Below are 18246 nucleotides of genomic sequence, written 5' to 3'. Positions count from 1 at the left end.
CCACAGCAATCTCTGATAACAATATCCCCCAGTCAACGGACGATCTCACAGAGAGGTGAGGGCGCCCATGAAGCCCGCTGTCTTCGAGTACGTGTCACCGACGTCGGTCGACGAGGCCGTGACCGCACTGTCCACCACCGACGACATCGGCGACGTGAAGGTCCTGGCAGGCGGGCAGAGTCTCGTCCCGCTCCTCAGCCTGCGCCTCGCCCAGCCCGGTCGCATCGTCGACATCAACGGCATCGAGAACCTCTCGGAGATCACCGAGGAGGCCGGCGTCGTCACGATCGGTGCGCTCGTGCGCCAGGCCGTCGCCGGACGCTCGGACGTCGTGCGCCGGTCGATCCCCCTGATGGCCGCCGCGATCCCGCTGATCGGTCACGGCGCGATCCGCAACCGCGGCACCGTCGGCGGCAGCATCGCCCATGCCGATCCCGCCGCGGAACTCCCGACGGTCGCGGCCTGCCTCGACGCCGAGCTCGTCGCGCAGGGTCCCGGCGGTGAACGCTCCATCCGCGCCGCCGACTTCTTCACCGGCTTCTTCACCACGGCGCTGTCCGAGGACGAGATCCTCACCGCCGTCCGCATCCGGGCGGCCGGACCCGGTACCGGTGCCGCCTACGAGGAGGTCGCCCGACGTCACGGCGACTTCGCCATGGCCGGGGTGGCCGCCCAGGTGCGGCTCGACGGTGACACCGTCGCCGAGGCCCGCATCGCGATCTCCGGTGTCGACCTGGCACCCGTGCGCGCCAGCAAGGCCGAGGCCGCGCTGGCCGGACGGACCATCGACGACGCCGTACTCGACGAGGCCGCCGACGCCACCGTCGCCGACCTGTCCCCCTCGTCGGACCTCCACGGTTCCGCCGCCTACCGCAAGCACATCGCGGGCGTGCTGATCCGCAAGGCCGTCCGCACCGCCGCTGCTCGTGCCCGGGAGACCCTGTGAAGGAGCGTCAGCGAGTGAACCGTCAGCACAGCACCCGCGCGAAGAGCCGCCCGAGCGTCAGCGAGGGCGAGTGATGAACACCCGCGAGATCACCGTGACCGTCAACGGACGGAAGCGGACCGTGAACGTGGAGGTCCGGCGCACGCTCGCCGACTTCCTGCGCGAGGACCTCGGCCTCACCGCCACGCACCTCGGGTGCGAGCACGGCGTCTGCGGGGCCTGCACCGTCATCGTCGACGGGCACACCGAGCGCTCGTGCACCCAGCTCGCCGTCCAGGCCGACGGGCGCGAGATCACCACCGTCGAGGGTCTCGCGACGGGCGACGGCGAGCTGCACCCCGTACAGCAGGCGTTGCGCGACAACCACTCCTTCCAGTGTGGCTTCTGCACCCCCGGGTTCGTGATGACGATCTACGGGATGTGCGAGGACAAGAAGGCGGGCCGCCCGGTGCCGTGCTCGCGCACCGAGATCCGTGAGGAGCTGTCGGGCAACATCTGTCGCTGCACCGGCTACCAGTCGATCGTCGACGGCACCGAGGCGGCGCTCGCGGGTACCGCCGGGAAGGAGTCCTGATGGCAGGCGGCAGCGCGATCTCCGGGCTGGTCGGGGCACGGGTCCACCGCAAGGAGGACCGCACGATCCTCACCGGCACCGGTCGCTACGTCGACGACGTGCAGGCCCGCGGGATGCTGCACGCACACTTCCTGCGCAGCACGGTCGCCCACGGCCGGATCACCTCGATCGACGTCGACGAGGCGCGCAAGGTCGAGGGCGTGGTGCGCGTCTTCACCGGCGCCGACATGAGCGCGATCACCGAGGACCTGAGCTTCGCCCAGCCGATCCCCGGCCTGCACAGCCCGTCGTACCCGGCGATCGCGCACGACGTCGTGCGCTTCGTCGGCGAACCGGTGGCGTTGATCATTGCCGAGAGCCGGTACATCGCGGAGGACGCGGCCGGTCTGATCGAGATCGACTACGACATCCTCGACCCGATCATGAGCACCACCGCCGGCCTGGCCGACGGTGCCACCGAGCTGTTCGGCGACGTGCCCGGCAACGTCGTGCACACCGACGAGCAGCTCTTCGGCGACATCGAGGCCGCGTTCTCCCAGGCCGACCACGTCGTGGAGCAGTCGCTCGACCAGCACCGCTGGGCGTGCAACCCGATGGAGACCCGCGGTGGCGTCGCCACCTACGAGACCGGCAGCGGCCAGCTCGTCTACGAGGCGTCGACGCAGACGACGCACACGCTGCGGTTCCTGCTGGCCGGCTGGATCCGCCAGCCCATCCACCAGTTCCGTGTGACCGCCAACAACATCGGCGGTGGCTTCGGCCTGAAGTTCTCCGCCTACCGCGAGGACGTCGCCGTGTGTGCGGCGGCCAAGGCGGTCGGCGGGGCCGTGAAGTGGGTGGAGGACCGCAACGAGCACCTCGTCGCGGCCGGTGCCGCCCGCGAGGAGCAGCTGACGCTGCAGGCCGCGGTGAAGGCCGACGGAACCCTGCTGGGGCTGCGCGTCACCATGAAGCTCGACGCGGGCGCCTACCCGATCAACCCGCCGGCCACGGTCTACGCAGGCCTCGTGCGCACCACGCTGCCCGGCCCCTACAAGCTGCCCGCCTACCATTTCCAGCACCACATCGTCGCCACGAACAAGGCGTCCTACATCTCGCTGCGCGGGCCCTGGGCCGTGGAGACGCTGGTGCGCGAGCGGCTGATGGACAAGATCGCCGAGACGTGCGGGATCTCGCCGGTCGAGGTGCGGACGCGCAACCTCATCACCCTCGACGACCAGCCCACGAAGATGATCACCAACGTGACGCTGGAGAACGTCACCGCGGCCGAGACATTCCAGAAGCTGGTCGAGATGGTCGACCTCGACGAGGTCCGCCGCCAGCAGGAGGCGGCCCGCGCGGAGGGCCGGCTGCTCGGCTTCGGCGTCGGGACGTTCATCGAGCCGGCGCCCGGCACCCAGGAGTTCTGGGCGGCCGTCGGGTTCCCGTTCGGCTCGGAGCCCTGCCGGATCCGGATCGAGATCGACGGCAAGGTCACTGCCTTCACCCCGCAGACCCCGCACGGCCAGAGCCACGAGACGACGCTGTCGCAGCTGATCGCCGACGAGCTCGGCGTCGGGTTCGACGACATCCGCATCGTCTACGGCGACACCGACGCCACCCCGTTCTCCATGCTGGGGACGGGCGGAAGCCGGGCCGCGACGATGGCCAGCGGCGCCGCCGTCTACGGCGCACGTGAGCTCCGGAAGCGGGTGCTGGAGATCGCCTCGCACATGCTGGAGGCGAGCGTCGAGGACCTGCAGATCGCCGACGGCGTCGTGTCGGTCAAGGGTGCCCCGGGCGCTTCGGTGCCGATGGGCCAGATCGCGATGGGGTGCTGGCTCGCGCCCGACCAGATGCCGCCGGGCACGAACACCGAGATGGAGTTCGTCGCCGACTACGACGGTGAGGGTGGCGGGTTCTCCCAGGCCAGCCACGCCTGCTGGGTCGAGGTCGACCAGCAGACCGGGAAGATCGAGGTGCAGCGGTTCCTCGTCGTCGAGGACTGCGGCAAGATGATCAACCCGGCCGTCGTCGAGGGGCAGGTCATCGGCGGGATCGCGATGGGCGTCGGCGGCATGCTGCTGGAGCACTCCGCGTACGCCGAGGACGGTCAGTACCTGACGGCGACGTTCATGGACTACCTGATGCCCTCGGCCCCGGAGCTGCCGGAGATCGAGATCGAGCACATGGAGTTCGAGACCGACAAGGTCGTCGGGTCGCGTGGCGTCGGTGAGGGTGGCACGGTGCTCGCCCCCGCGGCGTTGCTCAACGCGATCGACGACGCGCTCGCGCAGGTCGGGCGGCCGCGGATCACCGAGACCCCGATCACCCCGACGCGGATGCTCGAGCTGCTGGGTGTGATCGAGAAGGAGTGACCCTCGCGCGCGTGTCCTCCTGGGCCGAGGCCGACGAGATCCTGACGTCGCGCCTGTTCGCGCAGGAGTCCAAGCACGAGAGCGCGCCGCTGGTGGGCGGGACCGTCCTGGTCATGGACGGTCCCGCCCATCTGCGTCGGCGCCGGCTGCTGGCCCCGCTGATGTCGCGGACGGCACTCGCGGACCACGACGCGGTCGTGGCCGCGACCCTGGACGACTGCGTCCGGTCGCAGGCAGCTGACCTCGTCCCGCTCGGCCGGTCGGTGTTCCTGCAGCTCGCGGCATCGATCATCGGCCTCGGTGATCTCGGCGGACGGACGCCCGAGCTGCTCGCGCTGCTCGGACCGCTCCTGGAGGCGGTCACGGTCGAGTGGTCGACGCGCGACCACGCGGTCGTTCTGGCGGAAGGGCTGGCAGCGCGCGACAGGCTCGTCGCTGGCTTTCCCTTGTCCGCCGACGGGTCGACGCTGGCGGCGATCATGGCCGCCCACCCCGGCGAGTGGGACCCCGAGGCCGCGGTCCGCGAGGTCGTGCTGTTCCTGGCGGCGTCGACCCTGAACAACGCGGCGCTGCTGGTGCACGTCGTGGACGAGCTGTCGCGGTGCCCGCTGCCCGACGACAGGCTGTCCGACGCCCTCGCCGAGACCCTGCGGCTGTACCCGCCGACGGTGGCGCTGCTGCGCCGGGCGCTGGAGGACGTGACCCTGCGCGACGGCAGGCTCGTCCGCGCGGGCGAGTACGTCGCCGTCGACCTGCACGCCGCCAACCGTGACCCGGCCGTCTTCGGTGCCGACGCCGACGAGTTCCGGCCGGGCCGCGCGGTCGACGGGCGCGCCCGGCCGTGGGGGCTGACGTTCGGCAGCGGGCCGCACCTGTGCCTGGGCCGCGCCGTCGTCACCGGGACCGCCGTCACACCGGGCGTGCACCTGCGAATCCTGCGGCGGCTGCGCGAGCTGGGGGTGCGGCCCGACCCGGACCGCCCGCCCGTCCTCGCCCCGACGGCCCAGCGCCGCCACGACAGCTACCCCGTGCTGCTGGCACCCACGTGAGGTTCTGAGTGGCAATGGTCGCTGGAGCGACCATTGCCACTCACAGGGGTGCGACGGGCGCGGGCAGCGCGGGCATCCCCAGCAGCTCACGGGCCTGCGCCGGGCTCGCGACCGGGCGGCCGATCGTCTCCGCCAGCGCCGCCACCTTCGCCACCAGCTCGCCGTTGTGCGGGGTGCCGAAGCGGGCGTAGTCGTGGTCGCCGAGCCCGATCGCGACGTGCCCGCCCAGCACGATCGCCGCGGCAGCCAGGGGCAGCACGTCGCCGCCGTAACACATCAGCTGCCACGGCTCCCCCGGCGGAAGCTCGGCGACCATCGCCTGCAGCGCGAGCAGGTTGGTCCCGGCACCCGAGGGCCGGGAGTCGCCGGTGAAGACCAGCTCCCAGAACGTCGGCGCCTGCGCCAGCCCCATCTCCCGGAAGCACCGGGCCGTGCGGATCTGGCCGATGTCCCACACGACCGTCGTCAGGTAGGTGCCGATGCCCTCGAGGATCCGCAGCACGGCCTCGATGTCGTTGCGGCTGTTGACGTACACGCCGTCGCCCGGGGTGAACCGGCGCGTCGTGGCGTCCCAGGTGTCGATGTTGAGCGAGCCGAAGTCGACAGCGGCGGCGTCGAAGCGCAGCCACGGGTCGTCGGCCAGCGCGCGGAGGTGCTTCACCCGGTCCTCGACGCCGGTCTGGCTGATGTAGCCCAGCGTGGGCTTGGTGATCAGGTCGGTCGCGGCGCGGATGCCCTCGTGCGCCGCCCGGTAGGTCTCGACGCTGTTGTCGGGGCCGCCAGTGTCGGGGTCGCGGCCGTGCCAGTGGATGATCGCGGCGCCCGCGTCGTGGGCGCGGACGGCCTCGCGCACGATCTCGTCGGTCGAGTACGGCAGGTGCGGGTTGGCACCGCGCATCGTCGACTCGTTGCAGCGGACCTCGATGAGGAGAGGGTCGTCGTTCACGACTTGACCTCGGGCACACCGGGGCGCGGCAGGACGTCGATCAGCATCTGCATCATGCCGCCGTCGACCTCGAGGTTCTGGGCGTTGACGAAGCTGGACGCGTCCGAGAGCAGGAACGCGATCACCGCGGCGACCTCGACCGGGTCGCCGATGCGCCGGCTCGCGATCATCTCCAGCCGGCGGCGCAGGGCGTCGGGGTCGGAGTTGAACTTCTCCGACATCGGGGTGCGCATGATGCCGGGGCTCACGCAGTTGCTGCGCACCCCGCGCGGGCCCCACTCGACGGCGAGCTGGCGGGCGAACATGATCGCCGCGGCCTTGCTCGGCGCGTAGGCCCCGGCGCGGGCCTCGGGCACCGTGCCCGCGACCGAGCTGACCGTGACGACGGCGCCGTCGCGCTGGTCGAGCATCGGCGGCCCGAAGTGCTTGGCACCCAGGAACAGTCCGCGGGCGTTGACCGCCATGACGCGGTCCCACTCGGCGACGTCGAGCTCCTCGATCGGCGTCCAGCTGATGACGCCCGCGTTCGCGACCAGGCCGTGCACCGTGCCGAACCGGGCGACGGTCTCGGCGGCGGCCGCGGCCATCGCGTCCTCGTCGGCGACGTCGGCCTCGAGCGCGAGCGCGGCGTCCCCGATCTCGCCGGCGACGCGCTTCGCCGCCGCGGCGTCGATGTCGAGCACGACGACCGACGCGCCGAGGCCGGCGCACACGTGCGCGGTGGACTCACCGAGCCCCTGCCCCGCCCCGGTCACGACGATCACCCGGCCGGCCAGGTCGATCTGTGCGGTCATCGGGCACCCCCGATCAGCACGCTGTCGTCGGATCCCTCGTCGTTCCACGGCGTCACCACCGCCCCGGACGCGGACCGGAAGCGATCGGGCAGCTCGTCGACCATGTGCAGGGCCATCGACAGCCGGCCGTAGCCGACGAACGCGGCGACGTTCATCCCGATCTCGACGACCTCCGCCTCGGAGAAGTGGTCCCGCAGGTCGGCGAGGGTGGCATCGTCGATCGCGAGGTGGTTGGTCGCCATCAGGTCGGCGAACCGGAGCGCGGCGCGCTCGGCGTCGGTGAGGTCCGGCGAGGCCGTCGGATCGTCGGGGCTCGCGAGCTGGCAGACCAGGTCCTCGTCGACGCCCTCGGCCGCGCCGTCGGCGTAGCGGACCGCCATGCAGCTGCGGCACTGGTTGTGGAAGGCCACGCGCAGCCGCAGCAGCTCGACGAGGCGCCGCGACAGCAGCCCGGGCCTGCGCAGCTCGCCCATGTAGGCGGCGTAGGCGCGGGCCAGCTCGGGGCGGTGTGCGTAGAAGCGCAGGTTGCCCAGCTCGAGCGGGGTCCGTGACTCCGCCATCTCGCGCAGGTCCTCGGGGAACTCCTCGGCGGACAGCATCCGGATCCGGGCCACGCGGTGCCTCCTCGGCGTCGGGCTCCGGCGAGGTCGGACCACGACCACCGAGCCCTGTCAGGTCGTCAATGACTGATAACGATGACCCTAGACTCTACCGTCGCCGGTGTACACGCCCGGCGCACCGCCCGCCGCGGCGGCCCGACCGGACGAGACCGTCGGCCGCGCAGCCGCGCGTACCGGTCGGCACCTCACAGAACTCGGTGGACCCGCGGCGGGCAACGGTGGAAAGTGGTCGGTCCCCCAAACCCCCTTCGAGAGGAGACCTGTGTCCGCTCCGGCCGAAGCACGCCCCGCGGCCGCGCCCGCACCACCGACCGGCACCCCCGCCGGGCCGGAGGTCCGGTCGCGCCGTGGGGTCGCGCTGCGCCTGGCCGCACGAATCTATGGACGCGAGCTCGCTCGCCACAAGCTGCTCACCGGCACCGCACTGCTGATGCCGGCGATGGGCAACATCGCCCTGTCCTACCTGCCGCCGCTGGCCGTCGCCGCGCTGGTCGACCGGCTCGCCTCGGGCGGCGGGCTGACCGTCGCGACAGTGACACCGCTGGTGGTGGGCTTCTTCCTGTCGCTGCTCGTGGGCGAGGCGTGCTGGCGGGTGGGCATCCACTGCCTCAACCGCACCGACGCCCGCGGCATCGAGCACCTCTACGTGGAGGGGATGGACGCACTGCTGGCGAAGGACGCGGCGTTCTTCCACGAGAACTTCGCGGGCGCGCTGACCAAGCGCGTGCTGAGCTTCGCCTCGCGGTACGAGGACTTCGTCGACACCCTGGCCTTCCAGATCGTGGCGCAGCTGCTGCCGCTGACCTTCGCGTCGGTGGTGCTGTGGCACTACGACCCGTGGCTGGTCGCCGTCCTGGTCGGGATGATCGTCGTGTCGGCGGTGACCGTCGTGCCGCTGATCCGTCGCCGCCAGGCGCTGGTCGAGGCGCGGGAGACGGCGTGGACCCGGCTGTCGGGGCACGTCGCGGACACGCTGACCAACATGGATGCGGTCCGTGCGTACGCCTCCGAGCTCCGCGAGGCGGCCGAGCACCGGCGCCGGGTGGCCGAGCACAAGCGGCTCACCCTGCGCGCGTGGGACTACAACAACCTGCGGATCGACACGATCGTCGCACCGCTGTCGGTGATCACGAACGTCGCGGGGCTGGTGCTGGCGTTGCTGGTGGCCATCCGCACCGACGGCCCCGGCGTCGCGGCGGTGGTGGTGACCGTCGCGTACTTCACGCAGGCCACGAAGATCCTGTTCGACTTCAACCAGACCTACCGTCACCTGGAGCGGTCGCTGACCGAGGCCGCCCAGTTCGCCGAGCTGCTGCTCGACGACCCGACGGTCGTCGACCACCCGGAACCGGAACCGCTCGCGGGCGGGCCGGCGGGGGTCGTCCTGGAGCGGGTGCGCTTCACCCACTCGGGCCGGCACGCGCCGCTGTTCGACGGGCTCGACCTGTCGATCGCACCGGGTGAGCGGGTCGGGCTCGTCGGCCGCTCCGGCGGGGGCAAGACCACGATCATCCGGCTGCTGCTGCGGCTGATGGACATCCAGGAGGGACGGCTGCTCGTCGGCGGTCAGGACGTCGCCCGGATGTCCCAGGCCGACCTGCGGGGCATGATCGCCCACGTCCCGCAGGACCCGGCGATGTTCCACCGCACGCTGCGGGAGAACATCGCGTTCGGCCGCCCGGACGCGACCGACGACGACATCCTTGCCGCCGCGCAGGCCGCGCACGTGGTGGAGTTCGTCGAAGGGTTGCCGGACGGGTTCGACACCCTCGTCGGGGAGCGTGGGGTCAAGCTCTCGGGCGGGCAGCGGCAGCGGGTCGCGATCGCGCGGGCGATCCTGCGCGACGCCCCGATCCTGCTGCTCGACGAGGCGACGAGCGCGTTGGACTCGGAGAGCGAGGCCCTGATCCAACGGGCGTTGTGGCGGCTGATGGAGGGCCGGACCGCGATCGCGGTGGCACACCGGCTGAGCACGGTGGCCGGGATGGACCGGTTGATCGTGATCGACCGCGGCCGGGTCGTCGAGGAGGGCTCGCACGCCGAGCTGCTCACCCGCGGCGGCGGCTACGCGCGACTGTGGGAGCGGCAGTCGGGCGGGTTCCTCTCGGAGTAGACCTCACCCCAGGGGCTCGAGCAGCCGGTGGGGCTCGGCGAGGGCGGCGCTGATCGCGTCGCCCTCCGCCGGGCCCTCGTAACCGGGTCCGGGGACCAGGACCGTCGCCCCGACGGGCACGTGCGCGCCGCAGTCGGCGCAGTGCCCGCCGGGTGTGACGGTGCCGCCGCACCCGGCGTGGGTGAACACGCGGCGCGGGCCCGCGGGCGAGTAGTGGACGTCGCCCCAGGCGGCGAGGGCCCGCAGCACCGGCCACAGGGCCATCCCCTTGTCCGACAACAGATACTCGTCGCGGCCACGCGGACCGGGCACCCGGTCGAGCACGCCTTCGGCGACGAGGAACTCCAGGCGTTCGCTGAGCACGGCACGCGGTACGCCGAGGTGACGGGAGAAGTCGCTGAAGCGGCGGACCCCGAAGAACGCGTCGCGCAGGATCAGCAGCGTCCAGCGTTCCCCGACGATCTCCAGGGCGCGGGCCATCGCGCACGACTGGCCGGGGTACTCGCGGGGCAGCGCCATACGACCATCGTCGCATACAGTTCGTTCACCGAACCATTCCTGGTACCGTCCACCGCGACCCGCACCCCGACGAAAGAGCAGCGACGATGACCGCACCCGGCGCGACCCCGGGCCGCTCCTTGGCCGTCACCGCAGGCGGCACCCTGCTCGCGATGACGGCGTTCACGGCGCCGCTCTCGATCGTCCCGTCCGTGGGCGCCGACCTCGGTGCCGGTCCTGTCGGCACCGCCTGGATCCTCAGCTCGATGAGCCTCGGCCTCGCCGTCGCACTGCTGACCTCCGGCGCGATCGGCGATGCCGTCGGCAGGCGCCGCGTCTTCGTCGCCGGTGCCGTCCTCACCGCCGTCGGGTCGGCGCTGTCGGGGCTCGCGCCCACGACCGCCCTGTTCGTCGCGGGCCGGGTCGTGCAGGGCCTCGGCGCGGCGGCCCTCATGGCGTGTGGCCTCGCACTGATCAGCGCGACCTTCGCTCCCGGCCCGCCCCGCGCCCGCGCCACCGGCGTCTGGGGTGCCGCCATGGGCGCAGGCCCCGCCGTCGGCCCGCTGCTCGGCTCGGTCGGCGACGCCGTCAGCAGCTGGCGCTGGGCCTACCTGGTGCTCACGCTGCTGTCCGCCGGTATCGCCGTCGCCGGGCAACGATGGCTGGCCGAGTCCCGCGGCGACGCCGCGCGCCGGATCGATGTGGTCGGCGCCCTGCTGCTCGGCGCCGGACTGGGCTGCCTGCTCGCCGCCCTCACCGAAGGCCGCCAGGGCTGGACGCAACCGTTCGTCGCCGTGCTGGGTGCCGCAGCCGTCGTCCTGCTCGTCGCGGTCGGGATGCACCTGCGCCGCACCGCCGAGCCGCTCTTCCCGCCGTCGCTGTTCCGACGGCCCGCCCTGGTCGGCGCGACACTCGCGGCGTTCGCCACCGGCGGCGGGATCATCGCGCTGATGTCGTTCATCGGCACCGTTCTCGAACGCGGGATGGCCCACTCCGCCGTCGCGGCCTCGACGATCCTGCTGGCCTGGTCGCTGCTCAGCGTCGGCGCCTCGCTGGCGAGCCGGTGGCTGCCCGCCGGGCTGTCGGGCGGTGCCCGGCTCTCACTGGGGCTCGCCGTCATCGCCGTCGGGATCGTCCCGCTCGCGCTGCTCGGCCCGGCCGGCGGGTTGTGGGCGCTGATCCCCGGACTGGTCGTGTCGGGCGCGGGAACCGGGCTGGCCAACGCCACGCTCGGCCGCGAGGCCGTCGCCGCCGTCCCACCGGAGCGGGCCGCCACCGGCAGCGGGATCAACAACGCCGCCCGCTACGTCGGCGCGGCCTTCGGCGTCACCGGGGTGACGGTGCTGGCGATCCGCCCCGACTCCCCCGACCCCGTCGCGAGCCTGCTGAGCGGCTGGAATGTCGCCGTGATGTGCGGCATCGTCGTCTGCGTGCTCGCCGCCGTCGCCGTTCCACTGCTGCAACGCGCCGACGACCGCCGCCTCACCCGGGCGGTCGCACCCGCGCCGTGACCGGCCGGAGCCGCGCTCAGCCCGTGGCGGACGTCGTCACGACGCCGGTGGCGTCGGCGAGGACACCTGCCAGGTGCTCGGTCGCCCACTGTCGCCGCGCGGCGAACTGACCCACGGTCGTCAGCGGCCGGCCGGTGCCGTACCAACCGCACGAACAGCCCGCGACCCAGGCGGTGAAGGTGCGCTCGGCACACCGCGACACGTCGGTCCACACGTCGCTCAGCGCGCCGTTGCGATACCGACCGGCGAGATATCCGACGTGCCCCTCCACTCCGGGCACCGTCCCGGTGAACAGCATCGGAACATGATGCCCCGCAACAGCCGCGGCGCAAGGCCCGAACGGCCCACACTCACCTGGAGGTGCGACGGGGCCGACCGGACCCCCTATCGGAATCACGGAAAGTGATCGAACCGACGTGATCACCACCGTCCGTGATCGGCGCGCCGGGGCCGCCCGCCAGGCCGGGTCGTGCATCAGCGCCGGGTGTGACACGGTCGCGACCACGCGAGGAGGTGCCGGATGATGCGGACCGGAACAAGGACTGCCGACGAGATCGACGCGCTCGTGGCGGCGGTGCTGCGCGACGTGCCCGTGGTCGACGGACACAACGACCTGCCGGCGGCGCTGCGCAGCGCCGCCGGCTACGCCGTCGAGGGTCTCGACGGCCACCGCCCCGAGCTGCACACCGACCTGCCCCGCCTGCGTGCGGGCGGTGTCGGCGCCCAGTTCTGGTCGGTCTGGGTGCCGTCCGGGCTCCCCGAGCCCGAAGCCGTCGTCGCCACGCTGGAACAGATCGACGCCGTGTACCGGATGGTCGCCCGCTACCCGCGCGACCTCGCCCTCACCTGCACTGCCGACGCCGTGCGCGCCGCCACCCGGACCGGGCGCATCGCATCACTGCTCGGGGTCGAGGGCGGGCACAGCATCGCCTCCTCGCTCGCGGTGCTGCGCACGTTCGCGCGGCTCGGAGTGCGCTACATGACGTTGACGCACAACGACAACACGCCATGGGCCGACTCCGCGACCGACGAGCCGCGCGTCGGCGGGCTCGACGACACCGGTCGCGCGGTCGTCGCCGAGATGACCCGTCTCGGAGTCCTCGTCGACCTCTCCCACGTCTCCGCGGCCACCATGCACGCCGTGCTCGACGTCGCCGACGCTCCGGTGCTGTTCAGCCACTCCTCGGCACGTGCTCTGTGCGACCACCCCCGCAACGTCGCCGACGACGTCCTCGCCCGCATCCCCGGCAACGGCGGCGTCGTCCAGGTGACGTTCGTGCCCTACTTCGTCTCCGCCGAGATGGCCGACTGGAGCCGCGCTGCCGACGCCGAACGGACCCGGCTCGGCGACGAGGCCGTGTCCTGGCGCTGGCCCCGAGCACCGCGCCCCGGCGAGGCCGCCGCGGACGTCGCGGCGGAGTTCGCCCAGGCCGGCCGGGAGCCCGTCGGGTTCACCGACTGGCTCGCCGCCCATCCGCGCCCGACGGTCACCGTCGCGCAGGTCGCCGACCACGTCGACCACGTCCGCGAGGTCGCGGGGGTCGCGCACGTGGGGATCGGCGGCGACTACGACGGCGTCGACGTGCAGCCCACCGGTCTGGAGGACGTGTCGGGCTACCCTCGCCTGCTCGCCGAACTGGCGCGGCGCGGCTGGTCGCGCACCGACCTGGAGGCCCTGACCGGCCGCAACGTCCTGCGGGTCCTGCACGACGCCGAGCAGGCCGCCACCGAGCCGCTGTGGCCGACGGTCGCCCCACGCTGACCCTGCGGGTGGCGACGGTCGCCGTGGCGACCATCGCCACCCACGAGTCGTCAGCGTTCGTCGACCACCCTGCGGGCCTTGAAGGTCGTCTCCGGGAGCGTGCCCGGGGCGAGCAGCGTGACGCCGGTCCGGATGCCCAGGATCCGCTGCAACGCCTCCTCGGTGCGGGTGCGCAGGGCGTCGCCGGCCGGGTCCGCCTCCGCCTCGACGGTCAGCTCGTCGAGGGCGCCGCGCTTCTGCACCCGGATGCGGAACTCCGGGCCCAGCTCGGGGACGCTGCGCAACGCCGTCTCGACCGCGCTCGGGAAGACGTTGGCACCCCGGATGACGAGCATGTCGTCGAGGCGGCCGAGGACGCCCTCGGGGAGCCGGGGGTAGGTGCGCCCGCAGGGACACGGGTCCGTCGCCAGGTACGTCTCGTCGCCGGGGGCGAACCGGATCATCGGCTGGGAGTCGCGCCACAGGTGGGTGTAGACGACCGCGCCGCGCTCCCCCACCGGGATCGGCACGTTGGGGTCGGACCCGTCGACGACCTCGGTGTAGACCTCGTCGGTGTAGAGGTGGGTGCCGGTGCCCGCCTCGCAGCCCACGCTGGTCTGGAACGGGTACATCTCCGAGGTCGAGCCGGCGTCGGAGACGATCGCGTCCCAGCCCTGCTCGATGATCGCCCGGGTCCCGGGCAGCGAGCCGCCCGGCTCGCCACCGACGAGCAGGTGCCGGACCGTGGAGGTACGCAGGTCGATCCCGAGCTTCTCGGCCACCGACAGCAGGTGGATGCAGTACGACGGGGTCGCGCTGAACACCGTCGAGCCCAGCCGCTCGATGAGCCGTAGGTGGCGCTCCGAGTCGGTGACGCCCAGCGGGAACAGGGTCGCGCCGATCCGCTCCACGCCCTGCACGACGCCCCAGCCGCCGAAGAACAGCCCGAACGGGAAGCCGACCTGCACGACGTCGTCGGGGCGCACGCCCGCGCACCACTGCGCCATCGCGTGCACGTCACCGGCGCGGTCCCAGTCCGCCTTGGACACGGCGTACATCGTCGGGGTGCCCGACGTACCCGACGAGCCGTGGATGCGGGCGACGCCACCGGGCGGCAGCTCGCGGGCGTAGCTGCCGAAGGGCGGGTGCTCGGCCTGGTCCGCGACCAGCATCTTCTTGGTGATCACCGGGACCTTCGTGGTGAAGTCCTGAAGCGACCGCACCTCGTCGGGGCGGAAGCCGTGAGCCTCCCAGTGCCGCCGGTAGAACGGCAGCTCCGACCACGCGTAGGCGAGCTGGTGGCGGATCCGGTCGAGGATCAGCTCGTCGCGCTTCGCCGGGTCGAGGGTCTCGCGGTCCTCGTCCCAGAAGCGGGGGAAGCCGCGGTCGTCGACGGCGACCGAGCGGGGTCCGGACACGGGGGCTCCTATCCGATCGCGCGGTCCCGGCCCGCCCAGTGCAGGGCGCGCAGGACCTTCTTGTCGATCTTTCCGAACGGGGTCTCGGGCAGGTCGTCGACGATCTCGACGGTCTTGGGCCGGGCGTACCCGGCGAGCTCGCCGCGTGCCCAGTCCAGCAGTTCGGCGGCGGCGAATCCGGGACCGGGGACGACGACGGCGTGCACGGCCTCCCCCCAGTCGTCGTGCGGCACACCGATGACGGCGACGCGGGCGACCGCGGGGTGCCGGGCCAGCGCGTCCTCGACCTCGCGGCAGTAGACGTTCATGCCACCACTGATCACCATGTCCGACGTCCGGTCCCGCAGGTGCAGGTACCCGTCGTCGTCGAGGAAGCCGACGTCACCGGTGCGGATCCACCCACCGGGCAGGAACTTCGCGGCGGTGGCGGTGGGATCGTCGAGGTAGCAGTCGAGCGTGTACGGCGAACGCAGGCAGATCTCGCCGGTCGCACCCGCGGGTAACGCCTCCCCGGAGGCGGCGACGACCTGCACGTCCGCCGCGATCGAGGCGCGCCCGGCCGAGCCGAGCAGGCCGGGGCGGGCGGGGTCGTGGTCGGACTTGGCCAGCCGGGTCCCCCAGTTCGGGCACTCCGTCTGGCCGTAGAGCTGCACGAACACCGGGCCGAACAGCTCCAGCGCGGCCGAGAGCCGGTTCGGGGCGATCGGCGCGGCACCGTAGACGACGGTCCGCAACCGGTGCGCCGCGGCGCCGCCCGCGGCGTCGAGCAGCCGGTAGATCATCGTCGGCACCAGGAACATCCAGGTGATCGCGTTGTCGCGCAGCAGGTCCAGGACCCGTGCGGCATCGAAGCCCGCCTCGATCACCGACGTCGCGCCGCGGATCAGCGCACTCTGGGCGAACAGCCCGGCGGCGTGGGCGAGCGGGGTGGCGAGCAGCAGCCGGTCGTCGGCGGTGATCTCGGCCTCGAGCAGCTGTGCCTGGTGCAGCGCGACCGTCGAGGCCTGGGAGTGCACGACGCCCTTGGGCAGCCCGGTCGTGCCACCGGTGAAGTAGATCGCGGCCCGGTCGGTGGGCCCGATCCGCGGCACGGGTACCGGCACCGATGAGAACTCCCCGGTCAGCGTCTCGTCCGGCGCCGCGGGAGCGCCACCGCCGTCGTCGACCACCAGCGTCGGGACGCCGGCCACCGGCGGCAGGCTCGTCCCGCGTACCAGCAGACACGCACCCGAGGCCCGCAGCACGTGCGCCACCGTTGCCGGGGGCAGCAGCGGGTTGACCGGCACCTTCACCGCGCCGAGCCGGGCGACCGCGACATCGGCGACGACGAACTCGGCGCAGTTGCGCAGATGCAGCGCGACGACGCCGCCCGCCACAACGCCGTGGTCGGCGAGCTGCGTGGCGACGGCCGCCGACCGGCGGTCGACGTCCTTGAACGTCCACCGCCGGCCGGCGTGCTCGATCGCGATCCGGTCCGGGTGGCGCCGCAGCGCCGCCTCCAGCTCCTCACCCAGGGTCGTGCGCACCGCTCAGGTCGGCCTCTCGACCAGGCCCTGTTCGAGCGCGACGTCCCAGTACGAGTGCAGCCCGCGGACGTGCTGCCCGCCGTCGACGGGGATGAAGTGGCCGGTGATCCGCTGCGCCGCGCGCGACATCAGGAACAACGCGACGTCGGCGATGTCCGACGGGTCCTGGTGGCGCTTCTCCACCAGTGTCCGGTCCAGGAACTCCTGGCCGATCTGCCCGACGGTGAACCCCGCACCGAGCGGGGTGTCGACTGTGCCCGGACCGATCGCGTTGACCCGGACGCCACGCCTGCCCAGCTCGCCCGCGCAGGTCTGGGTGAACTGCATGACGCCGGCCTTGGCCGCGCAGTAGTGGCCCAGCCCGTCGGTCGCCGCGATGGCGTTGAGCGAGGAGATGTTGACGATCGACCGGGGCTCCCCGTCGTCGGGCAGCTGCCGGGCGAAGGCCCGCGTGCACAGGAACGTGCCCTTGAGCAGGGTGTCGACGATGAGGTCCCAGTCCTCCTCACTGGTGTGCTCGACCAGCGACAGCGATGCCGTCCCGGCGTTGTTCACCAGGTGCTCGACCGTGCCGAACCGCTCCGCGGCCGTGGCGAACGCCGCCGCCACATCGGCCGCCACGGACACCGAGCCCTCGAACCACGCGATCCGGTCCCCGCCGCCGAGTTCCTCCGTCGCCGACTTGATGTTGGCCGGCTCGATCTCGAGAACGACCACGTTGGCGCCCTTCTCGAGCAGGGCGGCGGCGATCCCCTTGCCGATGCCGCTGCCCCCGCCCGTCACGACGACGGTCCTGCCCTCGAGCTCCGGGACCGGAGAGGACAGTCCCGCCTCCATCAGTCGATCCCGAGCGCGCGGTTGGCCAGCTTCTGGCGCCGGTCGAGCCGCTCACGCTTGGTGAAGTGCGGCATGACGTAGCGGGCGAACATCTCGTTCGACCGGTTCCACTTGTCCGTGGTCACCCAGTCGCGGACGTTGATCAGCAGCGTGCCGAAGCCGCCGGTCTCCTCCTCCAGCTCCTTGAGCTGACGGGTGCACTCCTCGGGGCTGCCGATGATCCACGGGATGTTGTCGGCCATCCACTCGAACGACAGGTCGGAGTCCTCCATGCCGTCGCCGATCTTCATCAGCGCGCCGAGGCCCAGGCCGAGCAGGTAGTCGTAGGACAGCTTCACACCCTCGCGGATGTCGTTGAGCGCCTGGTTCTTGTCGTCGGTGACGTAGACCTCGCGCACGATGCGCCAGTTCTCACGCGTGACGGCGGGGTCGATGCCGGCCGACCCACCGGCGTCGAGCATGGCCTTGCCCATCGCCTTGAGGTCGGGGGCGAGGTCGTAGGTGCCGTTGTCGATCGGCGCGAAGTGCACCGACAGCGGCTTCCAGCCCCGCTCCCCGCACTTCGCGTAGTTGTGCGTGCCGGTCAGGCCGGCGATCGCGAAGGGCGGAACGTCCTGGTACGGGCCGACCTGCAGCTGGCGGTTCTCGTACTTCCAGTACTGGCCCTCGTAGCTGACCGGCTCGTCCGACGTCAGCAGCTGCCAGATGATCTCCAGCGCCTCGTTGGTCCGGGGCGCCGCCTCCGAGGGCTCGAGGCCGAACAGCTCCTTGTCCGTGGGCAGACCGCCGCCGCCGAAGCCGTACTCCAGGCGTCCGTGCGTGAGGTGGTCGAGGAACGCCATCCGTTCGGCGACCATGAACGGGTCCTGGTAGGGCAGGTTGATCACACCGGTGCCCAGCCGGATCCGGTGGGTCACGGCCGAGGCCTTGGCGATCATGTACTCCGGCACGGGCACGTTCTCGTAGCCGCCGGTGTGGTGCTCACCCACCCAGAACTCGTGGAAGCCCAGCCGCTCGGCATCCACGATGTTCGCGATGTCGCGGTCGTAGGACAGCGTCCAGTTCTCGCGCGGCGGGTGCTCGGGCATGGTGAAGAAGCCGAACTTCATCGGTCGGGGTCCTCTCGACGGCTCCGGTCGTCCGGCCGCGGCCCCGTCGACTGCACCGGGACACGGCAATGGACAAACGCTCGTTTGCTCAAGGTGCTCCAGGTCACTGTGTCTCGTCGCATCGGCGGGTGTCAAGTCTTCCAGGCACTGCGTGCCGGTTCGCCTCGGCGTGACACCTGGACGACAACTCCGTTGCACCCGTTGATA

The 18246-nt window shown here is 72.1% G+C and carries 16 protein-coding genes; 7 read left to right on the top strand and 9 right to left on the bottom strand.

Going from position 1 to position 18246, the window contains the following annotated elements:
* Nucleotides 1–67: 67 nt before the first annotated feature.
* The 4 genes from TOK_RS06115 to TOK_RS06100 all read left to right on the top strand — a co-directional run bounded on the left by TOK_RS06115 (nucleotide 68) and on the right by TOK_RS06100 (nucleotide 4926).
* A complete protein-coding gene (locus TOK_RS06115) occupies nucleotides 68–946 on the top strand; it encodes a xanthine dehydrogenase family protein subunit M (protein ID WP_098956817.1) in 879 nt (292 codons plus the stop codon).
* A gap of 73 nt (nucleotides 947–1019) precedes the next feature.
* A complete protein-coding gene (locus tag TOK_RS06110; protein WP_098956816.1) occupies nucleotides 1020–1520 on the top strand; it encodes a (2Fe-2S)-binding protein in 501 nt (166 codons plus the stop codon).
* A complete protein-coding gene (locus tag TOK_RS06105; RefSeq protein ID WP_098956815.1) occupies nucleotides 1520–3877 on the top strand; it encodes a xanthine dehydrogenase family protein molybdopterin-binding subunit in 2358 nt (785 codons plus the stop codon). Before TOK_RS06110 ends, TOK_RS06105 begins: the two co-directional genes overlap by 1 nt.
* Before the next feature lie 11 nt (nucleotides 3878–3888).
* Nucleotides 3889–4926 carry a cytochrome P450 gene (locus TOK_RS06100; RefSeq protein WP_141566278.1) on the top strand — a complete coding sequence of 346 codons (1038 nt, stop codon included), beginning with the start codon at nucleotides 3889–3891 and terminating at the stop codon, nucleotides 4924–4926.
* A gap of 40 nt (nucleotides 4927–4966) precedes the next feature.
* On the opposite strand, the gene TOK_RS06095 is transcribed toward TOK_RS06100, so the two are convergent.
* Genes TOK_RS06095 through TOK_RS06085 form a run of 3 tightly spaced genes read right to left on the bottom strand, consistent with a single transcriptional unit; the run spans nucleotide 4967 to nucleotide 7280 of the window.
* Nucleotides 4967–5872 (bottom strand): 3-keto-5-aminohexanoate cleavage protein, encoded by a 906-nt coding sequence (locus TOK_RS06095; RefSeq protein ID WP_253258210.1) that lies wholly within the window; start codon nucleotides 5870–5872, stop codon nucleotides 4967–4969.
* Nucleotides 5869–6666: an SDR family NAD(P)-dependent oxidoreductase gene (locus TOK_RS06090; protein WP_098956813.1), complete on the bottom strand. Its 798-nt coding sequence runs from the start codon at nucleotides 6664–6666 to the stop codon at nucleotides 5869–5871. The genes TOK_RS06095 and TOK_RS06090 overlap by 4 nt, the downstream gene beginning before the upstream one ends.
* On the bottom strand, nucleotides 6663–7280 hold the full coding sequence (locus TOK_RS06085; protein ID WP_098956812.1) for a carboxymuconolactone decarboxylase family protein: 618 nt from the start codon (nucleotides 7278–7280) through the stop codon (nucleotides 6663–6665). Before TOK_RS06085 ends, TOK_RS06090 begins: the two co-directional genes overlap by 4 nt.
* Nucleotides 7281–7548: 268 nt before the next feature.
* Here TOK_RS06085 and TOK_RS06080 point away from each other — a divergent pair, with 268 nt between their 5' ends.
* Complete coding sequence (locus TOK_RS06080) at nucleotides 7549–9399, top strand: ABC transporter ATP-binding protein (RefSeq protein ID WP_098956811.1); 1851 nt, start codon at nucleotides 7549–7551, stop codon at nucleotides 9397–9399.
* Nucleotides 9400–9402: 3 nt separating this feature from the next.
* Here the strand turns inward: TOK_RS06080 and TOK_RS06075 are convergent, their stop codons facing one another.
* Complete coding sequence (locus TOK_RS06075; protein WP_098956810.1) at nucleotides 9403–9918, bottom strand: helix-turn-helix domain-containing protein; 516 nt, start codon at nucleotides 9916–9918, stop codon at nucleotides 9403–9405.
* Nucleotides 9919–10004: 86 nt separating this feature from the next.
* Here TOK_RS06075 and TOK_RS06070 point away from each other — a divergent pair, with 86 nt between their 5' ends.
* Complete coding sequence (locus TOK_RS06070; protein WP_098956809.1) at nucleotides 10005–11408, top strand: MFS transporter; 1404 nt, start codon at nucleotides 10005–10007, stop codon at nucleotides 11406–11408.
* 16 nt (nucleotides 11409–11424) lie between these two features.
* On the opposite strand, the gene TOK_RS06065 is transcribed toward TOK_RS06070, so the two are convergent.
* Nucleotides 11425–11706, bottom strand: coding sequence for a hypothetical protein (locus TOK_RS06065; RefSeq protein WP_098956808.1), 282 nt, complete (start codon nucleotides 11704–11706; stop codon nucleotides 11425–11427).
* A 222-nt stretch (nucleotides 11707–11928) separates the two neighbouring features.
* Here TOK_RS06065 and TOK_RS06060 point away from each other — a divergent pair, with 222 nt between their 5' ends.
* Entirely contained in the window at nucleotides 11929–13170 is a 1242-nt protein-coding gene (locus tag TOK_RS06060) for a dipeptidase (RefSeq protein WP_253258209.1), read from the top strand.
* Between the two features lie 50 nt (nucleotides 13171–13220).
* Here the strand turns inward: TOK_RS06060 and TOK_RS06055 are convergent, their stop codons facing one another.
* From TOK_RS06055 to TOK_RS06040, 4 genes are read right to left on the bottom strand one after another with little or no spacing between them, the layout of a single operon-like run.
* The gene (locus TOK_RS06055) at nucleotides 13221–14567 is read right to left on the bottom strand and encodes a phenylacetate--CoA ligase family protein (RefSeq protein ID WP_253258208.1); all 1347 of its coding nucleotides are present in this window, start codon (nucleotides 14565–14567) and stop codon (nucleotides 13221–13223) included.
* 8 nt (nucleotides 14568–14575) lie between these two features.
* A complete protein-coding gene (locus TOK_RS06050; protein ID WP_098956806.1) occupies nucleotides 14576–16093 on the bottom strand; it encodes a class I adenylate-forming enzyme family protein in 1518 nt (505 codons plus the stop codon).
* A gap of 3 nt (nucleotides 16094–16096) precedes the next feature.
* Nucleotides 16097–16930 (bottom strand): SDR family NAD(P)-dependent oxidoreductase, encoded by an 834-nt coding sequence (locus TOK_RS06045; RefSeq protein ID WP_098956805.1) that lies wholly within the window; start codon nucleotides 16928–16930, stop codon nucleotides 16097–16099.
* Nucleotides 16930–18039, bottom strand: coding sequence for an LLM class flavin-dependent oxidoreductase (locus TOK_RS06040; RefSeq protein WP_098956804.1), 1110 nt, complete (start codon nucleotides 18037–18039; stop codon nucleotides 16930–16932). Before TOK_RS06040 ends, TOK_RS06045 begins: the two co-directional genes overlap by 1 nt.
* Between the last annotated feature and the right edge of the window lie 207 nt (nucleotides 18040–18246).

This window comes from Pseudonocardia sp. N23, from assembly GCF_002583555.1.
GTDB lineage: Bacteria > Actinomycetota > Actinomycetes > Mycobacteriales > Pseudonocardiaceae > Pseudonocardia.
This window is presented reverse-complemented; position numbering and strand designations above follow the sequence as displayed.

Bases quoted from the DNA above. Each gene is read 5' to 3' on its own strand.
- TOK_RS06115 (WP_098956817.1), top strand. From the start codon at position 68: ATGAAGCCCGCTGTCTTCGAGTACGTGTCACCGACGTCGGTCGACGAG.
- TOK_RS06110 (WP_098956816.1), top strand. From the start codon at position 1,020: ATGAACACCCGCGAGATCACCGTGACCGTCAACGGACGGAAGCGGACC.
- TOK_RS06105 (WP_098956815.1), top strand. From the start codon at position 1,520: ATGGCAGGCGGCAGCGCGATCTCCGGGCTGGTCGGGGCACGGGTCCAC.
- TOK_RS06090 (WP_098956813.1), bottom strand. From the start codon at position 6,666: ATGACCGCACAGATCGACCTGGCCGGCCGGGTGATCGTCGTGACCGGG.
- TOK_RS06075 (WP_098956810.1), bottom strand. From the start codon at position 9,918: ATGGCGCTGCCCCGCGAGTACCCCGGCCAGTCGTGCGCGATGGCCCGC.
- TOK_RS06070 (WP_098956809.1), top strand. From the start codon at position 10,005: ATGACCGCACCCGGCGCGACCCCGGGCCGCTCCTTGGCCGTCACCGCA.
- TOK_RS06065 (WP_098956808.1), bottom strand. From the start codon at position 11,706: ATGCTGTTCACCGGGACGGTGCCCGGAGTGGAGGGGCACGTCGGATAT.
- TOK_RS06060 (WP_253258209.1), top strand. From the start codon at position 11,929: ATGATGCGGACCGGAACAAGGACTGCCGACGAGATCGACGCGCTCGTG.
- TOK_RS06045 (WP_098956805.1), bottom strand. From the start codon at position 16,930: ATGGAGGCGGGACTGTCCTCTCCGGTCCCGGAGCTCGAGGGCAGGACC.
- TOK_RS06040 (WP_098956804.1), bottom strand. From the start codon at position 18,039: ATGAAGTTCGGCTTCTTCACCATGCCCGAGCACCCGCCGCGCGAGAAC.